The organism is Pseudomonas sp. AAC (assembly GCF_000725445.1).
GTDB classification, from domain to species: domain Bacteria; phylum Pseudomonadota; class Gammaproteobacteria; order Pseudomonadales; family Pseudomonadaceae; genus Pseudomonas; species Pseudomonas citronellolis.
In genome coordinates this window covers 381,309-406,047 of the sequence record NZ_KL647101.1, presented here as the reverse complement: position 1 = coordinate 406,047, position 24,739 = coordinate 381,309, and the positions used below count along the sequence as shown (strand labels likewise).

Annotated in this window: 26 protein-coding genes; 21 read left to right on the top strand and 5 right to left on the bottom strand. The window is 67.7% G+C overall.

What is annotated here, in order from left to right:
• The first annotated feature begins 102 nt into the window (after positions 1 to 102).
• Together eutR and FG99_RS27245 are read left to right on the top strand one after the other, a co-directional pair.
• Complete coding sequence (gene eutR, locus FG99_RS27250) at positions 103 to 1,161, top strand: HTH-type transcriptional regulator EutR (protein ID WP_043273339.1); 1,059 nt, start codon at positions 103 to 105, stop codon at positions 1,159 to 1,161.
• 98 nt (positions 1,162 to 1,259) lie between these two features.
• Positions 1,260 to 2,444, top strand: a complete 1,185-nt coding sequence (locus FG99_RS27245; protein WP_043273338.1) for an acetate/propionate family kinase — start codon at positions 1,260 to 1,262, stop codon at positions 2,442 to 2,444.
• A gap of 16 nt (positions 2,445 to 2,460) precedes the next feature.
• Here the strand turns inward: FG99_RS27245 and dxs are convergent, their stop codons facing one another.
• The 3 genes from dxs to FG99_RS27230 all read right to left on the bottom strand — a co-directional run bounded on the left by dxs (position 2,461) and on the right by FG99_RS27230 (position 6,094).
• Entirely contained in the window at positions 2,461 to 4,371 is a 1,911-nt protein-coding gene (gene dxs / locus FG99_RS27240; protein WP_009615724.1) for a 1-deoxy-D-xylulose-5-phosphate synthase, read from the bottom strand.
• A gap of 596 nt (positions 4,372 to 4,967) precedes the next feature.
• A complete protein-coding gene (ispA, locus tag FG99_RS27235; RefSeq protein ID WP_043273337.1) occupies positions 4,968 to 5,855 on the bottom strand; it encodes a (2E,6E)-farnesyl diphosphate synthase in 888 nt (295 codons plus the stop codon).
• On the bottom strand, positions 5,852 to 6,094 hold the full coding sequence (locus FG99_RS27230; protein WP_009615726.1) for an exodeoxyribonuclease VII small subunit: 243 nt from the start codon (positions 6,092 to 6,094) through the stop codon (positions 5,852 to 5,854). Before FG99_RS27230 ends, ispA begins: the two co-directional genes overlap by 4 nt.
• A 119-nt stretch (positions 6,095 to 6,213) precedes the next feature.
• Here FG99_RS27230 and FG99_RS27225 point away from each other — a divergent pair, with 119 nt between their 5' ends.
• A complete protein-coding gene (locus FG99_RS27225; protein ID WP_009615727.1) occupies positions 6,214 to 6,828 on the top strand; it encodes an acyl carrier protein phosphodiesterase in 615 nt (204 codons plus the stop codon).
• A 51-nt stretch (positions 6,829 to 6,879) separates the two neighbouring features.
• Positions 6,880 to 7,746, top strand: a complete 867-nt coding sequence (locus tag FG99_RS27220; RefSeq protein WP_009615728.1) for a universal stress protein — start codon at positions 6,880 to 6,882, stop codon at positions 7,744 to 7,746.
• Between the two features lie 156 nt (positions 7,747 to 7,902).
• Here the strand turns inward: FG99_RS27220 and FG99_RS27215 are convergent, their stop codons facing one another.
• Together FG99_RS27215 and olsB are read right to left on the bottom strand one after the other, a co-directional pair.
• Positions 7,903 to 8,667 carry a lysophospholipid acyltransferase family protein gene (locus tag FG99_RS27215; RefSeq protein ID WP_043273336.1) on the bottom strand — a complete coding sequence of 255 codons (765 nt, stop codon included), beginning with the start codon at positions 8,665 to 8,667 and terminating at the stop codon, positions 7,903 to 7,905.
• Positions 8,667 to 9,425 carry an L-ornithine N(alpha)-acyltransferase gene (olsB, locus tag FG99_RS27210; protein ID WP_043273335.1) on the bottom strand — a complete coding sequence of 253 codons (759 nt, stop codon included), beginning with the start codon at positions 9,423 to 9,425 and terminating at the stop codon, positions 8,667 to 8,669. Before olsB ends, FG99_RS27215 begins: the two co-directional genes overlap by 1 nt.
• A 143-nt stretch (positions 9,426 to 9,568) precedes the next feature.
• Between olsB and FG99_RS27205 the strand changes: the two genes are divergently transcribed.
• From FG99_RS27205 to FG99_RS27140, 17 genes are all read left to right on the top strand, one after another.
• Positions 9,569 to 10,465, top strand: a complete 897-nt coding sequence (locus FG99_RS27205; protein ID WP_043273334.1) for an acyl-CoA dehydrogenase middle domain-containing protein — start codon at positions 9,569 to 9,571, stop codon at positions 10,463 to 10,465.
• Between the two features lie 71 nt (positions 10,466 to 10,536).
• Positions 10,537 to 11,322 carry an oxygen-binding di-iron domain-containing protein gene (locus FG99_RS27200; RefSeq protein WP_043273332.1) on the top strand — a complete coding sequence of 262 codons (786 nt, stop codon included), beginning with the start codon at positions 10,537 to 10,539 and terminating at the stop codon, positions 11,320 to 11,322.
• A gap of 90 nt (positions 11,323 to 11,412) precedes the next feature.
• On the top strand, positions 11,413 to 12,540 hold the full coding sequence (locus FG99_RS27195) for a serine hydrolase domain-containing protein (protein ID WP_043273331.1): 1,128 nt from the start codon (positions 11,413 to 11,415) through the stop codon (positions 12,538 to 12,540).
• Positions 12,537 to 12,857: a hypothetical protein gene (locus tag FG99_RS27190; RefSeq protein WP_043273330.1), complete on the top strand. Its 321-nt coding sequence runs from the start codon at positions 12,537 to 12,539 to the stop codon at positions 12,855 to 12,857. The genes FG99_RS27195 and FG99_RS27190 overlap by 4 nt, the downstream gene beginning before the upstream one ends.
• Before the next feature lie 278 nt (positions 12,858 to 13,135).
• A complete protein-coding gene (locus FG99_RS31705; RefSeq protein ID WP_081884743.1) occupies positions 13,136 to 13,621 on the top strand; it encodes an Hcp family type VI secretion system effector in 486 nt (161 codons plus the stop codon).
• Positions 13,618 to 14,340, top strand: a complete 723-nt coding sequence (locus FG99_RS31700; RefSeq protein WP_081884742.1) for a DUF4225 domain-containing protein — start codon at positions 13,618 to 13,620, stop codon at positions 14,338 to 14,340. Before FG99_RS31705 ends, FG99_RS31700 begins: the two co-directional genes overlap by 4 nt.
• A 397-nt stretch (positions 14,341 to 14,737) precedes the next feature.
• The gene (locus tag FG99_RS32320; protein ID WP_232244833.1) at positions 14,738 to 14,893 is read left to right on the top strand and encodes a hypothetical protein; all 156 of its coding nucleotides are present in this window, start codon (positions 14,738 to 14,740) and stop codon (positions 14,891 to 14,893) included.
• A 108-nt stretch (positions 14,894 to 15,001) separates the two neighbouring features.
• Positions 15,002 to 15,577 carry a YceI family protein gene (locus FG99_RS27185; RefSeq protein ID WP_043273328.1) on the top strand — a complete coding sequence of 192 codons (576 nt, stop codon included), beginning with the start codon at positions 15,002 to 15,004 and terminating at the stop codon, positions 15,575 to 15,577.
• A 74-nt stretch (positions 15,578 to 15,651) separates the two neighbouring features.
• Positions 15,652 to 16,731, top strand: coding sequence for a phospholipase D-like domain-containing protein (locus tag FG99_RS27180; protein ID WP_141766258.1), 1,080 nt, complete (start codon positions 15,652 to 15,654; stop codon positions 16,729 to 16,731).
• Between the two features lie 45 nt (positions 16,732 to 16,776).
• On the top strand, positions 16,777 to 18,054 hold the full coding sequence (locus FG99_RS27175; protein WP_043273326.1) for an acyltransferase family protein: 1,278 nt from the start codon (positions 16,777 to 16,779) through the stop codon (positions 18,052 to 18,054).
• An 85-nt stretch (positions 18,055 to 18,139) separates the two neighbouring features.
• The gene (locus FG99_RS27170) at positions 18,140 to 18,739 is read left to right on the top strand and encodes a DUF2846 domain-containing protein (RefSeq protein WP_043273325.1); all 600 of its coding nucleotides are present in this window, start codon (positions 18,140 to 18,142) and stop codon (positions 18,737 to 18,739) included.
• A gap of 275 nt (positions 18,740 to 19,014) precedes the next feature.
• Positions 19,015 to 19,527, top strand: a complete 513-nt coding sequence (gene fae / locus FG99_RS27165) for a formaldehyde-activating enzyme (protein ID WP_043273324.1) — start codon at positions 19,015 to 19,017, stop codon at positions 19,525 to 19,527.
• A 10-nt stretch (positions 19,528 to 19,537) separates the two neighbouring features.
• A complete protein-coding gene (locus FG99_RS27160) occupies positions 19,538 to 20,572 on the top strand; it encodes an aldo/keto reductase (protein WP_043273323.1) in 1,035 nt (344 codons plus the stop codon).
• A complete protein-coding gene (locus FG99_RS27155; RefSeq protein ID WP_043273321.1) occupies positions 20,569 to 22,008 on the top strand; it encodes an NAD-dependent succinate-semialdehyde dehydrogenase in 1,440 nt (479 codons plus the stop codon). Before FG99_RS27160 ends, FG99_RS27155 begins: the two co-directional genes overlap by 4 nt.
• A 119-nt stretch (positions 22,009 to 22,127) precedes the next feature.
• Positions 22,128 to 23,489, top strand: a complete 1,362-nt coding sequence (locus tag FG99_RS27150; protein WP_043273319.1) for an MFS transporter — start codon at positions 22,128 to 22,130, stop codon at positions 23,487 to 23,489.
• A gap of 158 nt (positions 23,490 to 23,647) precedes the next feature.
• A complete protein-coding gene (locus FG99_RS27145) occupies positions 23,648 to 24,100 on the top strand; it encodes a hypothetical protein (RefSeq protein ID WP_009615760.1) in 453 nt (150 codons plus the stop codon).
• Between the two features lie 22 nt (positions 24,101 to 24,122).
• Positions 24,123 to 24,665, top strand: coding sequence for a GNAT family N-acetyltransferase (locus FG99_RS27140; protein WP_043273318.1), 543 nt, complete (start codon positions 24,123 to 24,125; stop codon positions 24,663 to 24,665).
• The last annotated feature ends 74 nt before the right edge of the window (positions 24,666 to 24,739 follow it).

Here is a 24,739-nt window from a genome sequence, read left to right as displayed (position 1 = left end):
CCCACAGTGTGAGGTAGCCATAGAGCCACCCACCTGGCAGTGCCTTGCATGACGAAACCCGACCCGCTCGCGCGGGTCCCTGAAGCTATCGGGCAAGGCGTCATGTCGGACAAGAAAAGCGCAATCGATCTGCATCACCTCTGGGCGTGCGACGACACGCCGGGCAGGCTGGACGAACCCCTGGGCCACTGCGACGGCGTGCGCCGGCGGCAGACCCGCGACGTCTACGCCCACGCCTGCAACATCACCGCCTGGCAGCAGCTCTACGACCAGCTCGACCCCGGGCCCTTCCGCGGCGAGCTGACCGAGGTCTGGCTCGACGGCCTGCAGTTCTTCCGCGAATACACCAGCCACGCGCTGCACCAGTCCTGCATGGTCTGGCCCGGCGCCTTCTGGTTCGGCATCCCCTACGGCGACAAGGACGTCGGCTACATCGGCCGCGACTGCATCGACGCCCAGGCCATCGCCGTGCGCCCGGGCGGCCGCGAGTTCGAGCTGAGCACCCCGGACGACTACAACATCCTCGGCCTGGTGGTGGAGCGCGAGGCGCTGCTGGAGCACCTGGAACTGGAGGAACTGCGCCACCTCGGCCTGCTGCTGGATGAGTCGCGCCTGCTGCAGGTCGGGCCCGGCGCCCGGCGGCGCCTGTGCGACTTCATGCGCGCCGCGCTGGCGCTGGCCCAGGTCGAGCCGCTGAGCCTGCGCGAGCCCGCGGTGGCGCGGCAGCTGAACCACGACCTGCTGCTCTGCCTGCTGGACCTGCTGCAGGGCGCAGAACCCGCCCGCCACGCCTGCTCCCGCACCCTGCTGCGCAAGCACTGGGTGGTTGCCCGGGCGCGCGAATACGTGCTGGACAACCCCAGCCGGCCGGTGAGCGCGCTGGAGCTCTGCCGGCTCCTGCACGTCAGCCAGCGCACGCTGCGCAACTGCTTCCTGGACGTGCTCGGGCGCAGCCCCATCCACTACCTCAAGGCCGTGCGCCTGAACGCCGTGCACCGCGAGCTGGGCAGCCCCCACTCGCCCTACGCGACCGTGCAGGACGCCGCCATGGCCTGGGGCTTCTGGCACATGGGGCAGTTCGGGCGCGACTACCAGCGGCTCTTCGGTGAGCGGCCCTCGGCCACCCTGGCCAACCGCGAACGCCTGAGCGCGGCCTGGTAGGCCGCACCTCTTCTCCCCGGCGCGCCCGCGCCCGGCCCTTCGCGGTCCGGGGCGGCGTAGCGCGCCGGGCTCTCCCTTGCCCTGCAGGAAACCCTTCCATGTCCGACCGAAGCATCCTCGTCATCAACTGCGGCAGTTCGTCGATCAAGTTCGCCCTGGTCGACGAAAGCGCCCCCGAGTTCCGCGCCAGCGGCATCGTCGAATGCCTGGGCACGCCCCAGGCCAGCCTGCGCATCGTCGACGCCGGCGGCCGCGTCGACCTCGCCCTGCCGAACGCCGACCACCGCCAGGCCCTGGCGCGCCTGCTGCCGCTGGTGCAGGTAGCCGCCGAAGGGCGCCTGCAAGGCATCGGCCACCGCGTGGTGCATGGCGGCGAGCACTTCAGTCAGGCCTGCCGCATCGACCCGCAGGTCATGCAGAACATCCGCGACACCGTCGCCCTGGCGCCGCTGCACAACCCCGGCGCCCTGGCCGGCATCGAGGCGGCCCTGGCGCTGTACCCGCAGCTGCCGCAGGTGGCGGTGTTCGACACCGCCTTCCACCAGAGCCTGCCCGAGCACGCCTACCGCTACGCCCTGCCGGAAAGGCTGTACCGGCATTTCGGCGTGCGCCGCTACGGCTTCCACGGCACCAGCCACCGCTACGTCAGCCAGTGCGCCGCCACCCTGTGCGGCCTGCCGCCGGAGGACAGCTGCTGGCTGTCGGCGCACCTGGGCAACGGCTGCTCCACCTGCGCCATCGTCAACGGCCGCAGCCGCGACACCAGCATGGGCATGACGCCGCTGGAGGGTCTGGTGATGGGCACGCGCAGCGGCGACGTCGACCCCAACCTGCACGGCCACCTGATCCGCAGCCTGGGCTGGACCATCGAGGAAGTCGACAGGATGCTCAACGAAGACAGCGGCCTGCTCGGCCTGTCGGGCCTGTCCAACGACATGCGCACCCTGGAACAGGCGCGCGCCCGGGGCCACGCGGGCGCGGCCCTGGCCATCGAGGTGTTCTGCTACCGCCTGGCCAAGTCCCTGGCGGCGATGGGCTGCGCCATGCCGCGCATCGACGGCCTGGTGTTCACCGGCGGGATCGGCGAGAACTCGGTGCTGGTGCGCGCCAGGACCCTGGCCCACCTGGGGTTCCTCGGCTTCGCCGTCGACGAGGCGGCCAACGCGGCCTGCGTGGGCGGCCGCTGCCGGGAAATCCACCAGCCCGGCTCGCCGCGGGTGCTGGTGGTGCCCACCGCCGAGGAACGGATGATCGCCCTGGACACGCTGGCGCTGCTGGGCTGACGCCGCGCGCCGGGGCTCAGGCCTCGGGCGCGGGGGTGGCCAGCAGGGCCAGGCGCTCGGCGATGGCGCGTTCGATGCCGGCGGCGTCCAGGCCGCATTCGGCGAGCATTTGCGCCGGCTTGGCGTGCTCCACGTAGTAGTCCGGCAGGCCCAGGTGCAGCAGCGGCTGCTGGCGGTTCTCGCGGGCGAGGAACTCGCCGACCGCGGCGCCGGCGCCGCCCATCACGGCGTTTTCTTCGATTGTCACCAGCAGCTCGTGGCTGTCGGCCAGCTCACGCACCAGGGCCTCGTCCAGCGGCTTGACGAAGCGCATGTCGGCGACGGTCGCGTCGAAGCGCTCGGCCACCTGCAGGGCCTCGGCCAGTTGCACGCCGAAGGCCAGGATGGCGACCTTGCCGGCCTTGCCCTGGCGGCGCAGCACGCCCTTGCCGATCTCCACCGGCGCAAGCGTCGGGTCGATCGGGGTGTTCGGTCCGCTGCCGCGCGGGTAGCGCACCGCTGCCGGGCCCTGGAACAGGTAGCCGGTGGTCAGCAGCTTGCGCAGTTCGTCCTCGTCGCTGGGGGTCATCACCAGCATGCCGGGGATGCAGCGCAGGTAGGAAAGGTCGAAGCTGCCGGCGTGGGTCGGGCCGTCCTCGCCGACCAGACCGGCGCGGTCGATGGCGAAGAGCACGTCGAGGTTCTGCACCGCGACGTCGTGGATCAGCTGGTCGTAGCCGCGCTGCAGGAAGGTGGAGTAGATCGCCACCACCGGCTTGATGCCGTCGCAGGCCATGCCGGCGGCGAGGGTCACGGCGTGCTGCTCGGCGATGGCGACGTCGAAGTAGCGCTCCGGGAAGCGCTCGGCGAAGGCCACCAGGTCAGAGCCTTCCTTCATCGCCGGGGTGATGCCGACCAGGCGCGGGTCCTGCGACGCCATGTCGCACAGCCACTGGCCGAAGACGTTGGAGTACTTCGGCCCGCCGGCCTTCTTCGGCGCAGCGCCGGCCGGCTCCAGCTTGGTGATGGCGTGGTAGCCGATGGGGTCGGCCTCGGCCGGGGCGAAGCCCTTGCCCTTCTTGGTCACCACGTGGAGGAACTGCGGGCCCTTGAGGTCGCGCATGTTGCGCAGGGTGGCGATCAGCGTGGGCAGGTCGTGGCCGTCGATGGGGCCGATGTAGTTCCAGCCCAGTTCCTCGAACAGGGTGCCGGGCACCAGCATGCCCTTGGCGTATTCCTCGGTGCGGCGGGCGATCTCCCAGGCGCCGGGCAGGCGCGAGAGCACCTTCTTGCTGCCTTCGCGCATGCTGCTGTAGGTGCGGCTGGAGAGGATCTTGGCCAGGTAGTTGGACAGGCCGCCGACGTTGTGCGAGATCGACATGTCGTTGTCGTTGAGGATCACCAGCATGTCGGCCTGCACGTCGGAGGCGTGGTTCAGCGCCTCGAAGGCCATGCCGGCGGTCAGCGCGCCGTCGCCGATCACCGCCACCGACTTGCGCCCCGAGCCCTGCATGCGCGCGGCGATGGCCATGCCCAGGGCGGCGCTGATGGAGGTGCTGGAGTGGCCGACGCCGAAGGTGTCGTACTCGCTCTCCGAGCGCCGCGGGAAGGCGGCCAGGCCGTCTTTCTGGCGCAGGGTGCCCATGCGCTCGCGGCGGCCGGTGAGGATCTTGTGCGGGTAGGCCTGGTGGCCGACGTCCCACACCAGGCGGTCGTCCGGGGTGTCGAAGACGTAGTGCAGGGCGATGGTCAGCTCGATCACCCCCAGGCCCGCGCCGAAGTGGCCGCCGGTCTGGCCGACGCTGTAGAGCAGGTACTGGCGCAGTTCGTCGGCGAGGCTGACGAGCTCCGCCTCGCCCAGCCGGCGCAGCTCGACCGGCGTGTTGGCGCGGTCGAGCAGGGGGGTGGCGGGGCGCTCGCGGGGGATCTCGTGGAACGTCGTGGGCATCAGGCTGATCGTTATGAGAGGCAAAGATGCGGCAGTTTACCTGATGCTTCTGACAGGCCCAAGCAAGGTGGGGGTGCTGTTTGGTTGGGGGAGGGGGTGGTTTTCTTGCGGTCGTTCCTGCGGGGCGGGGCTGGTTTTGCCTGTGGGCCTTGGGCCAGAGCGCTTGGCCTTCCAAGGGGCGTTCCGGTGCGCGCGGATGTTTCTCTGGAAATCCGTGCGGCGTTATGCGCCGAATCGCGGACGGAGTCCGCTCTTACGTCCGTGCTTCCCTGAACCGTAGGAGCAACTGTCTTGCGCCGAGGTGCTCTTCGTAGGATGGGTTGAGCTTGCGAAACCCATGCGGTTACGCTGATGGGTATCGCTTCGCTCAACGCCATCCTACGAAAAGCCGTGCTTCCTGGAACCGTAGGAGCGGACTCACCGGCCACACCGGGCGTCCCGGTGCATTTGGCCTACGGCGCATAACCGCGGAACCTGCCGGCTGACGCTGTGTTATCCACCCACTCAGGACGGCCCCCTCTCCCTCTGGGAGAGGGCTGGGGTGAGGGTTGCGGACTTCGCCGACACCTCGCCGCCTGGCCCGTACCGCCGACCCCTCAGCTACGCCGCTCGACGATATAGCGAGCCAGCTCCCGCAGCGGCTCGGCGCCCTCGCCAAAGCCTTCCAGGGCCGCCAGGGCCTGGTCGCGCAGGGCCATGGCGTAGGTCTTGGCGGCTTCCAGGCCGAGCAGGGCGGGGTAGGTGGGTTTGTCGTGGGCCTGGTCCTTGCCCTGGGTCTTGCCCAGGGTGGCCGTGTCGCTTTCCACGTCGAGGATGTCGTCCTGCACCTGGAACGCCAGGCCGATGGCCCCGGCGTAGCGGGCCAGGGCTTCCAGGCGCTCGGCGTCGGCCTGGCCGCTGGCCAGGGCGCCGAGGCGCACGCTGGCTTCGATCAGCGCGCCGGTCTTGTGCCGGTGCATGGTTTCCAGGGCCGCCTGGTCGATCCTGCGGCCCACCGCCTCGAGGTCGATGGCCTGGCCGCCGACCATGCCGGCGGAACCGGCGGCGCGGGCCAGGGCGGTGACCATGGCCAGGCGCGTCTCGGCGTCCTGCGGGTTCAGCCGGGCCTCGGCCAGCACTTCGAAGGCCAGCGCCTGCAGGCCGTCGCCGGCGAGGATGGCGCAGGCCTCGTCGAAGGCGATGTGGGTGGTCGGCTGGCCGCGGCGCAGGTCGTCGTCGTCCATCGCCGGCAGGTCGTCGTGGACCAGCGAGTAGGCGTGGATCAGCTCCACCGCGCAGGCCGCACCGTCGGCCCGGGCGGGGTCGCCGCCGAGGGCTTCGCAGGCGGCGTAGGCCAGCAGCGGGCGCACGCGCTTGCCGCCGTTGACCACGCTGTAGCGCATGGCCCGGTAGAGGCGCTGGAGGTCTTCGCGGGGCGGGGTGAACAGGGTTTCCAGGGCGGCGTCTACGCGCGCCTGGCAGCGCGCCTGGTAGGCGGCGATCATGCGTCTTCGCCTTCGCTGTCGAACGGCGCCTCGCTCAGCTCGCCGTCGCGCTCCAGCAGCACCTGCACCTTCTGCTCGGCCTGGCTCAGCGCCGCCTGGCATTCGCGGGTCAGGCGGATGCCCTGCTCGAAGGCGCCGAGCGAGTCCTCCAAGGACAACTCGCCACTTTCCAGGCGTTCCACCAGGGTTTGCAGTTCGGCGAGGGACTGTTCGAAATCGACGGCTTTCTTGCGGGCCATGGGGACATCTCGGCGGGGTATTCGGAACCCGGCGACACTAGCAGAGACGGGCCTTGCGGGCAAATCCGCGGGCCTTGCCCGGCATCCCGGCGACGCGGGTTTCGCGCTAAGCTTGGGCCATGAACTACCTCGCCCATCTCCACCTCGGCGGTTCGCAGCCGGCGCAGTTGCTCGGCAGCCTTTATGGCGATTTCGTCAAGGGGCCGCTGGCCGGACGCTGGCCGGCGGACATCGAGGCGGCCATCCGCCTGCACCGGCGCATCGATGCCTTCACCGACAGCCATCCGCTGGTGCATGCGGCGAAGCTGCGCTTTCCCGCCGAGCGGCGGCGCCTGGCGGGCGTGCTGCTGGACGTGTTCTTCGACCATTGCCTGGCGCGGGACTGGGACACATTCAGCAACGAGCCGCTCAGCGAATTCACCCGCCGCGTCTATGGTGTACTGAACACCACCCCGCAGTTGCCCGAGCGCCTGGCGCGCATCGCCCCGCGCATGGCGGCGCAGGACTGGCTGGGCAGCTACCGCGAGTTCACGGTGCTGCAGGACGTGCTCGCCGGCATGGCCCGCCGGCTGTCGCGCCCGGGCCTGCTGGACGGCGCCTGGGAGGAACTGGCCGAGCGCTACCAGCCGCTGAGCGACGACTTCCGCGCGTTCTACCCGCAACTGCTGGCGCTGGCCGGGCGGCGCGACAATCTGCCTGGGGATCGCCCCCGGCTTGATATGCATCAAACGTAGGAAAGCCATGAAAGGATGCAATAGAACCCACGACGGAGAGGGAGGTGCAGCATGCTCAAATCATTGATGATCGCCACGGATTTGTCTTCGCGCTCGGAGAAGGCCCTGCAACGCGCCGGTGCCCTGGCCAAGCGCTTCGGCTGCCCGTGGACGGTGCTCTGCGTGGTGGACGAGGACCAGCCGGTGGCGCTGGTCGAACAGGAGGCGACGCAGGTCCGGCTGCTGCTGGAGGCGCGCCTTGTCGAACTCACCGCCCTGGGCGGCGGTTGCCCGCGCATCCGCGTCGAGGTCGGCGACCCGAACCAGAAGATCGTCAGCTGCGCGCTGGAAGAGGACGTCGACCTGCTGGTGATGGGCTCGCACCGCAAGAGCGTGCTGCGCGACATCTTCGTCGGCACCACGGTGGAACGCGTGGTGCGCGCCGGCAAGCTGCCGGTGCTGATGGTCAACCAGCCGGCGGTCGGCGAATACCGCGACCTGCTGCTGGCGCTGGACACCTCGCCGGCCTCGGCCAACGCGGTGCGCGTCGCCGAGCGCCTGGGCCTGCTGCAGGGCGCGGTGCGCCGCGCCATCTATGCCTTCAGCCCGCTGGCCAAGGGCATGATGCAGTACTCGGGGGTCAGCGAGGAGCGCATCGACGAGTTCGTCGGCACCGAGACGCGCCAGGCGGTGGATGAGTTCAAGGCGTTCCTGCGCGACCAGCAGCTGGAACCCTGGATCGACGAACAGCTGGTCGCCGTCGGCCTGCCGGGCAACGTGCTGGAGCGCATGTCCGAAAAGCACCGGCCGGACCTGCTGGTGATGGGTACCCGGGGCATGGGAGGGATCAAGCGTGCCCTGATCGGCAGTGTCGCCGACTACGCCCTGCGCGAACTGGATTGCGACATCCTGGTCGTGCCGCCGGAAACCGGCGTGTAGGACGGCGCGGCGCAGGCCCGCGCGCCAAGGGAACGACGGCGCCCGCCAATGGCGGGCGCCGGTCTTTCCGGTTGGAGTTCAAGCCTGCGCCGCCGTCCGGGGCGGAACCTGCCAGCCGTGGCGCCCGGCAGGTTCGACTTTCTCTTTCAGGCTCTTTCAGGCGGCCAGCGCCTGCTCCCGAGCGACTTCCCCGTAGATCACCGTGCCGATGGCGGCATGGGCCTGCTGCGCCAGCTGGGCGCGGTCGCGGCCCTGGCTGGGCAGCGGCGCGAGCAGGTGGATCTCCACGCAGCCGCGGTCGTTGCGCAGCAGCCGCAGCAGGTGGCTGAGCAGGTCGTCGTCGCCGATGAAGGGCGCCAGGTGGTCCGGCTCGCCGTCGCGCAGGTAGCGCAGGGCCACCGGCTGCAGCGGCACCCCGGCCTGGATGGCGCCGGCCAGCAGGCGCCCGTGGAAGTTGCGCAGGCCGCGGCCGTCGGTGGTGGTGCCTTCCGGGAAGATCAGCGTCGAGCGGCCCAGCTGCAGGGCCCCGGCGATCTGCTCGCCGAGGCGGCTGCCGTCGCCCGAGCCGCGGCGGATGAACAGGGTGCCGGCCTTTTCCGCCAGCCAGCCGGCCAGCGGCCACTGGCGCACCTCGGCCTTGGACAGGAAGGTCAGCGGGGCCAGGGCGCCGAGCAGCGGGATGTCGAGCCAGGACACGTGGTTGCTGACCCACAGCGCCGGGCCCGGGGGCAGCTCGCCGTAGACCTTCACCCGCAGCGGCAGGGCGCGGCGCAGGCGCGCCAGCCACCAGCGCGTCAGGCCCTGGCGCAGGGCGGTCCAGTCGTAGCCGGGCAGGCGTTCGAGCAGCGCCACCCCGGCGGCCAGCGCCAGGCCCAGGCCGATCACCGCCAGCAGGCGGGCGCTTCGCCAGGCGCCGCGCATCACACGGCCGCCTTGAAGTGGCGGGCGTAGCGCGGGCACAGCTCGTCGCGCTTGAGCAGGATGAACACGTCGGCGACCTGGAAGTCCGGGTCCCAGCAGGGCTCGCCGCAGATCTTCGCGCCCAGGCGCATGTAGGCCTTGAGCAGCGGCGGCAGCTCGGCGGTGAGGTTGTCCGGCAGTTCCTGCGCCGGCAGCGGCGTCTTCGGCTCGGCGCGCAGGTTCTCGCGGCACAGGTAGCGCTCGCGCAGGCGCTGCATCACCGCCAGGGCCTGGATGCCGCCGTCGCGCATGGGGATGCTGGCGCAGCCCATCAGGTAGCGGTAGCCGCCCTCGTTGAGCACCTCGGCCAGCTCGCCCCAGAGCACGGCGATGGTGGCGCCGTTGCGGTAGGCCGGGTCGACGCAGGTGCGGCCGATCTCCAGCACCGGGCCCTGCAGCTCGGCCAGGCCGTCGAGGTGGAATTCCTCCTCGCTGTAGAAGCGCCCCAGGCGCTCGGCGGCGCGGTGGTCGAGCAGGCGGGTGGTGGCCACCAGGGCGCCGCTGGCCAGGTCGCGCACGCCGATGTGCAGGCAGTGGCTGTCGTAGTCGTCCAGGTCCAGGCCGAGCTCGGCGCCTTTGAGGCGTGCATCGAACTCGCTGCTGAAGACGCGGAAGCGCAGGGCCTGGGCTTCGCGCAGGGCGCGGGCGCCGCGCAGGCGCACGGCTTTCAGGCGGCGTTCTTCGCGCGGGGTGTCGCAGGCGTGGGCGGTCTGACTCATGCGGAGGCCTCCATGGGCCGGCCAGGCGGGTTGCGGCCGGTCGCCTTTGTTGTGCAAGCTCAGGCTAGGAAGCGGCGGTGTCACGCTTGTGACCCTGGCGTGATGCTTGTATGACAACACCACCCCCCGATGAGGATCGCCCCATGCCCTGGAACCGCCTGCTCGGCCCGCTGGAGCCACTGCCCGCCGGCCTGGCCCTGGAGGACTGGTACGCCGAACTGCTGGCCTGCGCCGCAGGCGCCGGGCCGCTGGAGCTGGCGGTGCTCGCCGGGCGCCTGGCGGCCACCCCCGGCCTGGCCTTCCTCGGCGGCTACCAGGCGGCCCTGCGCGCCCTGTGGCCGGCGGCCCCGGCCGGGCTGGGCGCGCTCTGCGTCAGCGAGGGCAAGAGCCTGCGCCCGGCGGACCTGGCCACCCGCCTGGACGGCCTGACCCTGCATGGCCGCAAGGACTTCGCCACCGCCGCCGACAGCGCCGCCTGGTACCTGGTGGCCGCGCGCGACGAGCCGGACGGCGAGGCCCCGCGCCTGGCCATGACCGTGGTGCTGGCCGGCGCCCCCGGCGCGCGCCTGGAGCCGATGCCGGCCATGCCGCTGATCCCCGACATCCCCCACGCCCGGCTGATCCTCGAGGGCGCCCATTGCGAGCGCCTGCCGGGCGACGGCTGGGACGCCTACAGCAAGCCGTTCCGCGGCCTGGAAGACCTGCACGTGATGGCCGCGCTGCTGGCCTGGCTGTACGGCGTGGGCCTGGCCAGCCACTGGCCGCGGGAATTGCCCCTGCGCCTGGCCGGGCTGCTGGCCGGCTGCGCCGAAGTGGCGCGGCACCCGGTGGGCGACACGGCGACGCACCTGCTGCTGGGCGGCCTGTTCGCCCAGTTCGACGCCCTGGCCCCGGCGCTGGACGCCGCCATCGGCCAGGGCCCGGAGCATTGGGCGCAGCTGTGGAAGCGCGACCGCGCGGTGCTCGCCCTGGGCGGCAGCGCCCGCGCCAGGCGCCTGGACAAGGCCTGGGCGGCACTGGGGCTTGACCCAGGTCAGTGAGGCCGGCGCGCGCGCCTGGGTACCCTGCGCGACATTCCGCCGCCCCACCGGCATGACCCGCAGGAAGCTCCATGCGTCGCGAACCCATAGTGCTGTTCGACAACGGCACCCACCAATGCCTGTGCTTCGACGACCTCGTCAGTGGCGACGGGGTGCAGTCCAACCAGTTCCTCATCGTCGACCACGGCCAGTACCTGCTGCTCGACCCGGGCGGCGACCTGACCTACACGCCGCTGTCGCTGGAACTGTCGAAGCTGATGCCGTTGCAGGACCTGGACTACATCTTCGCCTCGCACCAGGACCCGGACATCATCGCCGCGCTGGACAAGTGGCTGCTGCACACCCGCGCCAAGGTCGTCTGCTCCAAGCTCTGGGCGCGCTTCCTGCCGCACCTGACGGCCAGCTACCTGGCGGTCAGCCACGGCATCTCCACCTACGACCGCGTCATCGCCGTGCCCGACCGCGGCCAGTCGCTAAGCCTCGGGCGCTGCCAGCTGAAGGTGCTGCCGGCGCACTTCCTGCACTCGGTGGGCAACTTCCAGATCTACGACCCGGTCAGCCGCATCCTCTTCTCCGGCGACATGGGCGCCTCCCTGGTGGACGACGCCAGCCCGGTGCAGGACTTCGCCGAGCACCTGCCGCACATGCTCGGCTTCCACCGCCGCTACATGGCCAGCAACAAGGTGTGCCGGCTGTGGGCGGACATGGTGCGCGGCCTGGACGTGCAGATGATGGTGCCGCAGCACGGCCGGCCCTTCGTCGGGCGGCCGATGATCGACGCCTTCCTGGACTGGATCAGCGGCCTGGAATGCGGCATGGACCTGCTCGGCCCGGCCGACTACCAGGTGCCGCGCTGAATTCGTCCGCCATTACGGCGTGATCGGCGCTTATAGCCGTCATGGCAGCATGCTAGGGTTCCGCCGGAGCTGACGACAAGAGGCCCGCCGATGCCCATGCCCTCCCTGCGCCCGCTGCTGCGTGGCCTCACCCTGGCCGCCGGCCTGTGCCTGCTGGCGCCGGCCCATGCGGAAACCTGGCCGGACGCCGACTGGCAGTCCGGCCCCGCGCCCAGTGGCCCGGCGTTGCAGGCCTTCGAGGCCTATGCCTTCCCGGCGCGCGACGACGCCACCCGCCAGGGTGTGCGCAGCGACGCCGTGGTGGTGATCCGCGACGGCCAGCTGGTCTACGAACGCTATGCCGGGCCGACACGGGCGCAGACCCCGCACCTGGCCTGGTCGATGAGCAAGAGCATCATGGCCTGCGTGCTCGGCGTGGCCTACGGCGAGGGCCGCTTCCAGCTGGACGACGCGGTGGCGCAGCACTTCGCGCCCTTCGCCGCGCACCCGCAGGTGAAGATGCGCCACCTGCTCAACTGGGCCTCGGGCCTGGCCTGGGAAGAGGACTACGAATACGCCCCGCTGAAATCCTCGGTGGTGGCCATGCTCTACACCCGCGGCCGCGACGACATGGCCGGCTTCGTCACCGGCTTCCCCGCCGACGCCGAACCGGGCCAGCGCTTCCGCTACTCCAGCGGCGACAGCAACGTGCTCGCCGCCAGCCTCAGGCAGATGGTCGGCGACGCCTACGCGGACTACCCCTGGACCGCGCTGTTCGAGCCCCTGGGCATCCGCTCGGCGGTGTGGGAACGCGACGCCAGCGGCACCTTCGTCGGCTCCTCCTACGCCTACATGAGCGCCCGCGACCTGGCGCGCATCGGCCTGCTGATGCAGCGCGGCGGACGCTGGAAGGAGCGCCAGCTGCTGCCCCAGGCCTGGATGCAGTTCGCCCTCACGCCGTTCGCCAACTACCGCCCGAGCGCGGAAGACGCCAGCGACGGCGTGCCCGGCGGCCAGTGGTGGCTCAACCGCGCCCCGGCCGGCGCCGGCCTGCCCTGGCCGAACGCCCCGGAAACCGCCTTCGCCGCCCTCGGCCACTGGGGCCAGGCGCTCTACGTGCTGCCCGACCAGAAGCTGGTGATAGTGCGCTACGCCGACGACCGCGACGGCAGCTACCGCCACGACGACTTCCTCAAGCGGGCCCTCGCGGCCTTCGCCCAGCCGGAGGCCAAGCCATGATCCGCCGCCACCCGCTGCTCAGCCTGCTGCTCCTGCTGCTCGTCGCCCTGGCCGGCTGGGCCTGGGCCAACCGCGTGCACCTGGAATCCTTCCCGCCGATCATCGGCGCCTACACGGCCAAGGAGTACTGCTCCTGCCGCTACGTCATGGGCAACAGCGCCGAGTACTGCCAGGGCTACACCAAGCAGTACGTGCCCACCAGCGCCTTCCTCGACGACGCCGAGCACAAGCGCGTGACCGCCCGCGGCCTGGGCAGCACCCAGACCGCCGCCTGGCTCGGCCCGCGCGAGGGCTGCCGGCTGCTGCCGCAGCCGTAGGGCGGATAACGCCTACGGCGTTGTCCTTGGGCACCAGTATTCCGGTCGGTGGCGGCCTTGGCGATGGGTATCGCTTCGCTCGGCCCATTCTACGAGCTTAAGCTTGGACAACCTGGTTTGCGACCTGACCACAGACTTGCCTGACCGGGTTTTTCACCGAACTGCCGATAGCCGACAGCCCTAAACTAGAAATATCCGTAAAGACTCTCGAGAACTACCTACAGAACGACTGAAACCCTTGTAATAGGATGCTCAGCTGACTAAAAGGAGCTTTACATATGGCTAATCACGGTTACATGACTATAACCGGCAAGGCTCAAGGGTTGATTTCGGCAGGCTGCTCAACTCAGGATTCCATCGGTAACAAATGCCAAGCGGAGCATGCCGACGAAATCATGGTGCTGTCTTGTAGTCACAATATGGCCAATGTCGGAAATATTGATAAGCCAACACATCATCCGATTATCATAACCAAAAACGTTGATAAATCCTCACCGCTCCTGGCTCAGGCGCTCTCAAGCAGAGAGGAAATAAACTGTACCATCAGTTTTTACCGCGTGTCTTCCTTTGGCATGCAGGAGAAGTTCTATTCTATTTCGATCAATGGTGGAATTATTGCTGACCTGACACTCGAAATGCCTCACGCTATTTTGCTGCACGACGCAGAACCGCAAGAACATGTCGCCATCCGTTACCGAGATATCACTTGGACCCACCACTCTGCTGGCACCAGCGGATATAGCACGTGGGGAAATGACGAATGAAACCGACAAGCGAAAGTTGCATGCCTGGCAGTTGTGATTACTGGATGGTCAGTGACGCCGCTAGAAAACTTGGAAGTCAAGCCGGCACATTAGGTGCTAGGCACATCAAAGACGGCACGCTACGCTTGCAATTTAACCGTGAAGTTGCTTATTACGCTAGAAGCATTGTTAATGATGTCGAACAGGGTAAAAAAAGCCCTGAGCAGGGTCTAAACGACCTCAAGAACGAACAGAACAGCCTGTTGAGCCAATCACTAGAGGTGGCTCAAAAAGGTGTGGGAGCTATCGCCGGAGCGCTTCAATTCGCAGCAGGTGCCGGGATATGCTACGGCTCAGCTGGTATGCTGTGCCTTTTTGCCGGGGCCCCTCTGATGGCACATGGTGCCAATAATGCGTATGAAAATGGGCGAAACTTATGGGAAGGTCGCTCAGATATACAGGGGCCTGTCAGGAAGGGTTACCAAGAGGCTGCAAAAATGATGGGCGGAGGAGCCTTTGAAGGGGATATGGCTTATGGAACCGTTGACTTGGGGCTTTCCGCATACGGCGTTGGTAGGCTGATATTAAAGCCTGATGCATGGCGTTTGTTTAGATATGTGCGCGCTGATTATGTTCGCGGGTATGAAAATTCAAGCAAGGCTGCATTAACATTTGAAGTTATCTCCGATACTGCAACAGTGAACTCTATGTATCTGGAAGGCAAAAGTCGTGACAGGTGATTCATTGCTTGTTGCAATATTGTATTCACTTATATCGCTGATGGTCTTTTGGGCTTTCTACTCAATCTCAAGAAGGATTTCAGGGGTTAGCCTTACGCATCGAAGGTTTTGGTTATTTTTTGTGTTGCTTATGCTTTGGGGGGCAAGCCAACTCAGCGTGGCTCGCTATGGTTATATTTTTTTATATTTACCATCCAAAGAGATTTTTGAGAGTAATTATGTGGTTCGATGGATTGCTTTTATAAGTGCCCTGCTCCAAACGTTTTGTCTCCCGAGTAGAGACAACCCAAGACGCTGGTTTTCACGAAAGTAAACTCACATCTAAACAATCCCGCAGGATGTTTCCATCCTGATTAATTAGGGCACGAGTGTCCCTTCCTCAAGCCAAGACGCCTCAATGAAGTGCTCTGGCTACTCACCTGCATGTCGTCCCATCGCTCTGCCGCCGCTGGACATCCACGCGGTATGGCCCAAGACCCGCTACATGCCGTTGAAGATCCGTTGCGCCATCGATGCGCTGGTGGCCGGAATTCCCGCCCTGCTGGCCGACTGAACCATTGGCCTTGCCGCCTGCCCAACGGGCTCGCCGGCCGGTTTGCAAGCCGACGGCGGGCGGCTATCGTTGGCCGTTGATCCAGCCGTTTTCCATGTAAGGGATTTCATGCGCTCGCTGTTCGCCTTCCTCTTCGCGGCCTGCTTCGCCGCCTCCGCCCAGGCGGCCTGGTACCTCGACTACGAGTCCTCGCGGCTGAACTTCGTCACCGGCCGCGGCGCCGCCGGCGCCGACAACAACCGCTTCCTGGTCATGCACGGCAGCGTCGACGACCACGGCAAGGCCAGCCTGCGCATCGAGCTGGACTCGGTGCTCAGCGGCGTGCCGCTGCGCGACGAGCGCATCCGCGAGCTGCTGTTCGAGACCGAACGCTACCCCGAGGCCAGCGTGGAGGCGCAACTGGACCTGGGGCCGATCCTCGGCCTGGCCAACGGCGCGCAGCTGGAAATGCCGCTGCCGTTGCGCCTGGACCTGCACGGCGCCAGCCGCGCCTACCGCGCCGAGGTGCTGGTGACGCGCCTGGACGAACGGCGCTTCCAGGTGGTGACGCTGTCGCCGCTGATCCTCGACGCCGCCGACTTCGGCCTGGCGCCGGGCGTGGAGAAACTGCGCAAGCTCGCCGGCCTGCAGACCATCAACCTGGCGGTGCCGGTGGGCGCCGTGCTGATCTTCGCCCAGCGGTGAGCGGGCCGGTCTTCCCCTGGCGCAGCGGCAACCGCTTCGCCCTGCTGGTGGACGGGGAGGACTTCTTCCCGAGCATGCTCACGGCCATCGCCCGGGCGCAGCGCCAGGTGGACCTGGAGCTGTACCTGGTGGAGGGCGGCACCTGTTCCGAACTGCTGCTGGAAACCCTGATCGACGCCCTGCGCCGCGGCGTGGCGGTGCGCTGCCTGTTCGACGGCTTCGGCGCCCTGCGCCTGGGCAGCGCCTGGGGCCGCCGGCTGCGCGAGGCCGGCGGCGAGCTGCGCCTGTACAACCCGTTGCGCTGGCGCGGCGGCTGGCGCAACCTGTTCCGCGACCACCGCAAGCTGCTGCTGGTGGACCAGGACCTGGGCTACGTCGGCGGCGCCGGCGCCACCGACGAGTTCTGGTCGGTGCCGGAGAACGCCAGCGCCTGGCACGAGGTGATGGTGGAAATGCAGGGCCCGGTGCTGGCCGACTGGCTGGTGCTGTTCGAGCGCCAGTGGCATGCCTGCCTGCAGGCCAAGGCCTGGCGCCCGCAGCAGATGCTGCCGCCGGCGCGCCTGCCGCCCACGCCCGTCGGTGGCAGCGGCCTGGGCCGGGTGGCCTACGCCGACGCCCGCCAGCACCGCGACATCCTGCAGTCGCTGGTGCGCAGCCTGAACGGCGCGCAGCAGCGCATCTGGCTGGCCACGCCGTATTTCCTGCCCACCTGGAAGGTCCGCCGGGCCCTGCGCAAGGCCGCTCGGCGTGGGGTGGAGGTGCGCCTGCTGCTGACCGGCCGGCTCACCGACCATGCCCCCGTGCGCTATGCTGGGCAGCGCTATTACCCGCGCCTGCTGCGCGCCGGCATCCGCATCTTCGAATACCAGCCGCGCTTCCTGCACATGAAGGTGGTGCTGGTGGACGATTGGACGAGCGTCGGTTCGTGCAACTTCGATCATTGGAACTTGCGGTTCAATCTGGATGCCAATATCGAGATACTGGACGCCGACTTCACGGCGGCGGTGGCCGATTGCCTGATCGCCGACTTCGCCGCCAGCCGGGAGATCGATTTCACGCTGTGGCACGGCCGCTCCCTGTGGATGCGCCTGCACCAGCGGTTGTGGGGCTGGCTCGACCGGGTGGTGGTCAACTTCCTTGACCGCCGCCGTTGAGCGGTCCGCCGGGGCAGGCACCCCGGGGAGAACGGGAGCAGGGTCGTGAACAAGATCGGCAAGGAAAGGTTCATCGGGCTGGAGTGGTTGCGCTTCCTGCTCGGGATATACGTGGTGGTCTACCACACCCTCCATGCCTACCCGGCGGAGCAGAAGTTCCGCGGGCTGGACGAGCTGACCAGCCTGGGCTTCTTCGCCACCAGCACCTTCTTCGTGCTCTCCGGCTTCCTCCTGGCCCACGTCTACGTCACCGACGGCCAGTTGCGCGAGAGCCCGCGCAGCTTCCTCACCAAGCGCTTCTCCAACCTCTACCCGATCCACATCTTCTCGATCCTGCTGACCATCGGCGTGCTGCTGCTGATCAGCCAGTTGGGCATCGGCCCGGACCTGGACCAGGCCACCCCGCGCTTCGTGGTCTACGACACCCACGAGCGCCTCGGCCAGAGCCACCCGGAGCTGTTCCGCCACTGGATGAGCGACCGCGAGCTGCTGCTCAACAGCATCCTCCAGCTGACCATGCTGCAGGCCTGGAACCCGCTGTACCTGACCTTCAACGCACCGCTCTGGTCGCTGTCCACGCTGTTCTTCTTCTACCTCTGCTTCCCGGCGCTGGCGCCGCGGCTGATGCGTATCGGCAACAAGCGGCGGGCGCTGCTGGCGCTCTGGCTGCTGTACCTGGTGCCGCCGCTGCTGCTGGCGCTGCACCAGCAGTACGGCATGCCCTGGACCGGCCTGCTGCACCGCAACCCGATCCTGCGCCTGCCGGAATTCCTCGGCGGCATCCTCGCCTACGGCCTGTTCCGCGAGCACAAGGACAGCGGCCGCCTGCCCGGCACCGGCGCGGTGCTGGCGCTGGGCACCTTCGTGGTGGCCAACTTCCTCGCCGCCGACTACCTCTACACCCAGGGCGCGCGACACTGGTACTTCCTGCTGCACAACGGCCTGCTGCTGCCGGCGCAGCTGGTGCTGGTGTACATCAGCGCCTTGCCGCGCGACCCGCACAGCCCGGCGATCCGCCACTGGTCGCCGCGCCTGGGAGCGGCCTCGCTGTCGCTGTTCGCCCTGCACGTGCCGCTGTTCACCCTGTTCTCCCGCACCGAGAAGCTGATCCGCGCGCCCGGCGACTGCCTGGCCGACTGGGCCTACTGCATCACCGCGGCCACCGAGCAGCAGCTGTCGCTGTGGCTGTACCCGCTGTTCCTGCTGTTCATGGTGGTCAGCTGCGTGCTGTTCCAGGAGCGCTTGGTGGTACCCACGCGCAAGTGGCTGGTGCGTCACCTGTTACCGCAGGCGGCGCAGAGGCGCCCGGCCACGCTGCCCTGAGGCGCCGCCACCCGGACTTTCGGCGGGTGGCTAGGCGGCCGGCGCTGGTTATGCTCGCGGCATGACCACAAGAAGGGACTGACGCATGTTGCGATCGCTGCTGGGCCTGGTTCTCCTGCTGCTGGCCGGTTGCAGTTCCCCCGGCGCCTTCTTCGGCGCCACCGACGGCCAGGCCTTCGCGCCGCTGCTACCCGGCGACGCGCAGCACGCCCTGGTCTACCTCTATCGCCCGCAGAACCAGTGGGCCGACGAGGAACTGGAAGCCCCCGGCCTGTTCCTCAACAACGAGCTGATCGGCAGCCTGCCGAGCAACGGCTACCTGGCCCTGGAGTTCGAACCGGGCAGCTTCAAGCTGGAAATGCGCCGGCCGCTGTTCGGCAGCTTCTGGACCTTCTTCGCCGACGGCCCGCTGGATTTCACCCGTATTTCCAGCTTCATGCTCGAAGCCAAGGCCGGCGGCGTCTACTACCTGCGCTACGACGAGGACCGCGTGCCCGCCAAGCGCAGCCACAGCGAGGGCGACGGCCCGCTGCAACTGATCGAGGCGCGCCTGGCCGAGCCCGAGATCGCCAGCACCCGCCTGGTCCAGGAACCGGCGCAGATCGCTGCCAGCGGCTACGAGGTGCGGCGCCAACGGCGCTTCTGGGAAGGTGTCGGCAAGGCCCTGGACAAGGTCGGCATCTGAACCCCTCCAGGTTATGAGTTGAACTCATAGCTCCTTGAGTTTTTATGCTTACCGGCCCGCAACGGGCCGGTGCTAAAAAATCGCGCAACGGCTCCCGACAACAACAACGAGCGATTGCGCCATGCCTTCATCCCTCCCGCTGCTTTCCCGCTTCCCGCTCGTTCCTCCTCCAATTCCGTCGCGAACCGCCTACTGAACCCGGCTGCCCCGCAGCCCTGCGCACGGACCTTCGCGGTCCGCGCCCCCGCTCGCCCTGACGATCCCACGAGGTACCCATGAAACAGCTCGATCTCTACATCGGTGAAGGCTTCGAAGGCCCCGGCGTCAACGCCGCGCACATCAACATCCTGCTCGGCCCGCGCAACGGCCCCGCCGGCCAGGCCTTCGCCAGCAGCCTGGCCTCGCCCAGCCAGGGCCACTGCCCGTTCATGGTGATCGCCCAGCCGAACCTCCCGGTCAAGCCGATGACCCTCTACGTGAACAAGGCCCCGATCGGCGGCGACCTGCACGCCAACGCCACCTGGGGCGCGTCCCAGGCCGGCATCGCCAAGGCCGTCACCGAGGCCCTGCTGGACGGCACCCTGCCGGCCGAAGCCGAGGACGAGTGGGCCATCGTCACCGCCAACTGGGTCAACCCGGCCTGCGACGACCTGGATGCCGTCTACCTGAACAACTACAACGCCTGCCGCACCGCCATCCGCGCGGCGCTGGCCTGCAAGCCCGAGCGCGCGCAGCTGGCCGACGTAGTCGGGCAGATCGCCAACCCCTTCTACACCCCCAAAGCCTGAGGTCGCCGCCATGCAATACATCCGTCTCGGCAACTCCGGCCTGCAGGTCTCCAAGCTGTGCCTGGGCACCATGAACATGGGTACCCCGGACTGGAAGCCGTGGATCTTCGACGAACAGCGCAGCGAACCGATCGTGAAGCACGCGCTGGACGCCGGGGTGAACTTCATCGACCTGGCCGACTTCTACTCCGCCGGCGTCGGCGAGGAAGTGGTGGGGCGCATCCTCAAGCGCCTGGTGCGCCGCGAGGACATCGTGGTCACCACCAAGGTCGGCTACGGCACCCGCCAGGGCATCAACGCCAGCGGCCATTCGCGCAAGCACATCATGGACAGCATCGACGCCTCCCTGGCGCGCCTGGGCATGGACTACGTCGACATCTACATGCTGCATTTCTATGACGTGAACACCCCGGTGGAAGAGGCGATGGGCGCGCTGAACGACATCGTCCGCGCCGGCAAGGCCCGCTACATCGGCGTATCCACCATGCTCACCGGGCAACTGGCGAAAATCCTCATGGCCTGCGAGCGCAACGGCTGGGTCAAGCCGATCAACATGCAGCTGCAGCTCAACTGCGCCTACCGCGAGGAAGAACGCGAGATGATCCCCTTCTGCCGCGACCAGGGCCTCGGCGTCTCGGTGTTCAGCCCGCTGGCCCGTGGCCTGCTGACCGGCGATGCGCAATCCACGCGCAACCAGACCGATTTCTTCACCCAGCAGATGTACGCCGACGAGGCCTCCTTCGAGATCGCCCGCTCGGTGCAGCGCGTGGCCCAGCGCCGCGGCGTGAGCAACGCGCAGGTCGCCCAGGCCTGGGTGCTCAACCACCCCGGCGTGGACTGCATGCTGGTCGGCGCCGACACCACGGCGCAGTTCGACAGCGCCCTGGCCGCCCTGGAGACGCGCCTGGACGAGGAAGAACTCTACGAACTGGAGCGCAACTACACGCCTTGCGACCTGATCAACGACTACACCGCCGGCAAGCGCATCCTCCGCGTGGCCCGGCCGATGCGCGAGACCTTTTCGCTGACGGAGGCCGTGGCATGAGCGTACTGCTGAAAGCCGGCCACTACATCGACGGACAGTGGCACAGCGGCGGCCCGACCTACGCGGTCCGCAACCCGGCCACCGGCGAGGTGATCATTGAGGTGCCGCGCGGCGGTGCCGAGGAAACCAACGCCGCCATCGCCGCCGCCGAGCGCGCCCTGCCGGCCTGGCGCGCTCTGCTGGCCAAGGAACGCGCGGCGCGCCTGCGCCGCTGGGCCGAACTGATGCTGGCCAGCCAGGACGAACTGGCGCGCCTGCTCAGCCGCGAGCAGGGCAAGCCGCTGGCCGAGGCGAAAGGCGAGGTGGCCTACGCCGCCAGCTTCCTAGAATGGTTCGCCGAGGAAGCCAAGCGCGTGTACGGCGACGTGATCCCTTCGCCCAAGGCCGACGCGCGCATCGTCGTCACCAAGCAGCCGATCGGCGTGGTGGCCGCCATCACCCCGTGGAACTTCCCCCTGGCCATGGTCACCCGCAAGGTTGGCCCGGCTCTGGCGGCGGGCTGCACGCTGATCCTCAAGCCCTCGGAAGAGACGCCGCTGTCGGCCTTCGCCCTGGCCGTGCTGGCCGAGCAGGCGGGCATCCCGGCCGGGGTGTTCAACATCGTCTCCGGCGACGCCCCGGCCATCGGCGGCGCGCTGCAGGCCTCCGGCGTGGTGCGCAAGCTGTCGTTCACCGGCTCCACCCGCACCGGCAAGCTGCTGATGCGCCAGGCTGCGGACACCCTGAAGAAGGTCTCCCTGGAACTGGGCGGCAACGCGCCCTTCATCGTCTTCGCCGACGCCGACCTGGACGCCGCGGTGCGCGGCGCCATGGCCTCGAAGTTCCGCAACACCGGGCAGACCTGCGTGTGCGTCAACCGCTTCTACGTGCAGGACGAGGTGTACGAAGCCTTCACCGCCAAGCTCGCTGAAGCGGTGCGCGCGCTGCGCGTGGGCAACGCCCTGGAGGGCGACACCGAGCAGGGCCCGCTGATCAACGAAGCGGCCCTGGCCAAGGTCGAGCAGCACGTCGGCGACGCCCTGGAGAAGGGCGCCCGGCTGCTCTGCGGCGGCCAGCGCCACGCCCTGGGCGGCACCTTCTACGAGCCCACGGTGCTGGCCGAGGCGAACGCCGGGATGCTGATCGCCGGCGAGGAAACCTTCGGCCCGGTGGCCGCCTGCTTCCGCTTCCGCGACGAGGCCGAGGCGCTGCGCCTGGCCAACGACACGCCCTACGGCCTCTCCGCCTACTTCTACAGCCGCGACATCGGCCGCGTCTGGCGCATGGCCGAGGGCCTGGAGGCCGGCATGGTCGGCATCAACGAAGGGATCATCTCCACCGAGGTGGCGCCCTTCGGCGGCATCAAGGAATCCGGCCTGGGCCGCGAGGGCTCCAAGTACGGCCTCGACGACTACCTGGAGATCAAGTACCTGCTGCTCGGCGGCCTGTCCGACTGACGCCGCCCCGCATGCAGCCGCGGCCACGCCGCTAAGGAGTTCCGCCAACCGCCGCCGCCCCGACCGGTGCGGCGGTCACCTTTCCGTTCAGACAACAAGAAAAAAACTCGGAGACGATCATGTCGGGTAACACAGTCAGAATCGATGACCTGCCCATCGGCAGGTTCCACATCAAGATCGCCGGCCTCACCTTCGGCGCCCACTTCACCGACGGCTACATCCTCGGGCTGATCGGCATCGCCTTCACCCTGATCAACCCGCAACTGAACCTCGACCCCTTCTGGCAGGGCCTGATCGGCAGCTCGGCGCTGCTCGGCCTGTTCTTCGGCAGCCTGTTCTTCGGCTGGATTTCCGACCACCTGGGGCGGCAGAAAATCTTCCTCATCAGCTTCGTGCTGATCACCCTGGCCTCGCTGCTGCAGTTCTTCGCCGAGACGGCGCTGCAACTGTTCCTCTGCCGGGTGCTGATCGGCATCGGCCTGGGCGGCGACTTCAGCGTCGGCCACGCCATGCTCGCCGAGTTCTCGCCGAAGAAGCACCGCGGCGTGCTGCTGGGCTCCTTCAGCGTGATCTGGACCTTCGGCTACGTCGCCGCCACCTTCGTCGGCACCGCCATGCTCGGCCTGGGCGACGACGCCTGGCGCTGGATGCTGGCGTCCTCGGCGATCCCCGCGGCCATGATCCTGATCGCCCGCATCGGCACCCCGGAATCGCCGCGCTGGCTGGTGCACAAGGGCCGTGTGGAAGAAGCGCGGGCCATAGTGCGCAAGCACCTGGGCGCGCACGTGGTGCTCGACGACGAGATGGCCGAGGAGCACAAGGGCGGCTTCCGCCAGCTGTTCAGCGCGCAGTACCGCAAGCGCACCGCGTTCAACTGCCTGTTCTTCATCTGCATCGTCATGCCGTACTTCGCCATCTACACCTTCCTGCCGTCGATCCTGCAGAAGATGGGCCTGGCCGAGGGTTTCGGCACCGAGATGCTGCTCAACGCGCTGCTGGTGGTGGGCGCCTTGCTGGGCATCTGGTGCACGGTGAAATTCACCCGCCGCGGTTTCCTCATCGGCTCCTTCCTGATCCTCTCCGCCGCGCTCTTCCTGCTGGTGCTGCTGCCCGGCAGCCTGGCCTGGCTGATGGTGGCGACCTTCGGCCTGTTCACCCTGGTGCTCTCGGCGGTGAGCAACCTGGTCGGCGTCTACCCGGCGGAAAGCTTCCCCACCGAAGTGCGCGCCGGCGGCATCGGCCTGGCCACCGCCGCCAGCCGCCTGGGCTCGGCGCTGAGCACCTTCCTGCTGCCGGTCAGCGTGGCCGGCATCGGCCTCAACCCGACCATGGCCATCCTCGCCGGCATCCTCCTGTTCGGCGCGCTGATCTCCATGGCCTGGGCGCCGGAGACCAAGTACCTGACGCTGACCGATGCCGGCAAGGGTGAAGGCGAGGCGGGGCCGGCGCAGCCGGCGGCGAAGGTGATGGCGGTGCTCTAGCCGGCCGTGTCAGGGAGCCTGCGGTGAAGGGGCTCCCTGTTCAGGTTGGGAGGCGAAATGGCTTTTCTCCCATTCCCGATCGGGACGTTTCGGACATGGAGCGGGGATGCATGCGCTGTATGAGCTTGTGCAATAATTGAGCACTGCACGAGGTGCTCATGACTGCAAAAGCGAAGACAGGGAAGGAAAGAAAGGCTATCCAGCCCGGAGCTGTTCCCATTGAAGTGCCTGTTACCGATCCTGAAGAGACCGGACGCTACCTGCATGTCCATCTGGACGACGAGGAAGAGCAGAAGAATCTCTATGCCGCCATCATTCGTGCTGCGGACATGAAAAGCCCGGAAATCGTGGCGGAACATATCGAGCCATACAATCATGCCATGCGGAGTTTCCAATACAGCAGCAGTCGGATTGCGAGCGCCTTGTCCGAAGCGGTGAGAGGTCATGAGCCGATGCACGTGGCGTCGCTCCAGGCGAGGGATGCGTCACGTGATACCGATCGATTCGCAGCTTGTGGTGAGACGGTTCTGAATGTCCGACGGGCACTGGACATGCTGGAGAACCCACCGAAGGCTAACAAGGCCTTGAAGAAGATCCTCTCGCTGCGCTGACTGCTGGCGCCAAGAAGAATGAATGGATTTCATCACTGTCGACTTCGACAAGTCGGTGAACCGCAGGACGTTTGACTGCGTCTCTCCAGACCTCAACGACTACATCGTCAAATACGCCTCCCAGGATCAGAAGCGCCATCTGTCCAGGACATTCCTGGCGCTGGGAAGGGAGCGAACGCTCCTCGGGTACTACACGCTGGCGAATACGTCGGTTCGCCTCGAGGACGTGGCCGAGCAGGAGCGGAAACGGCTCCCGCGCTATCCGCTTCCGGCAGTGCTGCTGAGTCGTCTGGCAGTGGATAGGTCGTGCCAACGGCAGGGGTTGGGGCAACGACTACTCGCTGATGTATTTCGCCGCCTCTATGCAATGTCGAAGCATGCCGGTATCGCTTTCCTGGCAGTCGACGCCAAGGATGAGGCGGCGGCAAGGTACTACAAGTCGCTGGGTTTCGAATCTTCCGATATGGACCGGTTACGCCTGGTGTATCCGACAGCGCCTCTTTTTGAAGAGCTTGCCCATCAGGATTCGAGCGGGCGACCCCCAGCTACCGGCATCCGTAAGTAGATACCGCTAGGCACCTCAGGCTGTTCTGGAGGTGCCATCCGACAACGGCGGATAACGCTTCGCGTTATGCGCCC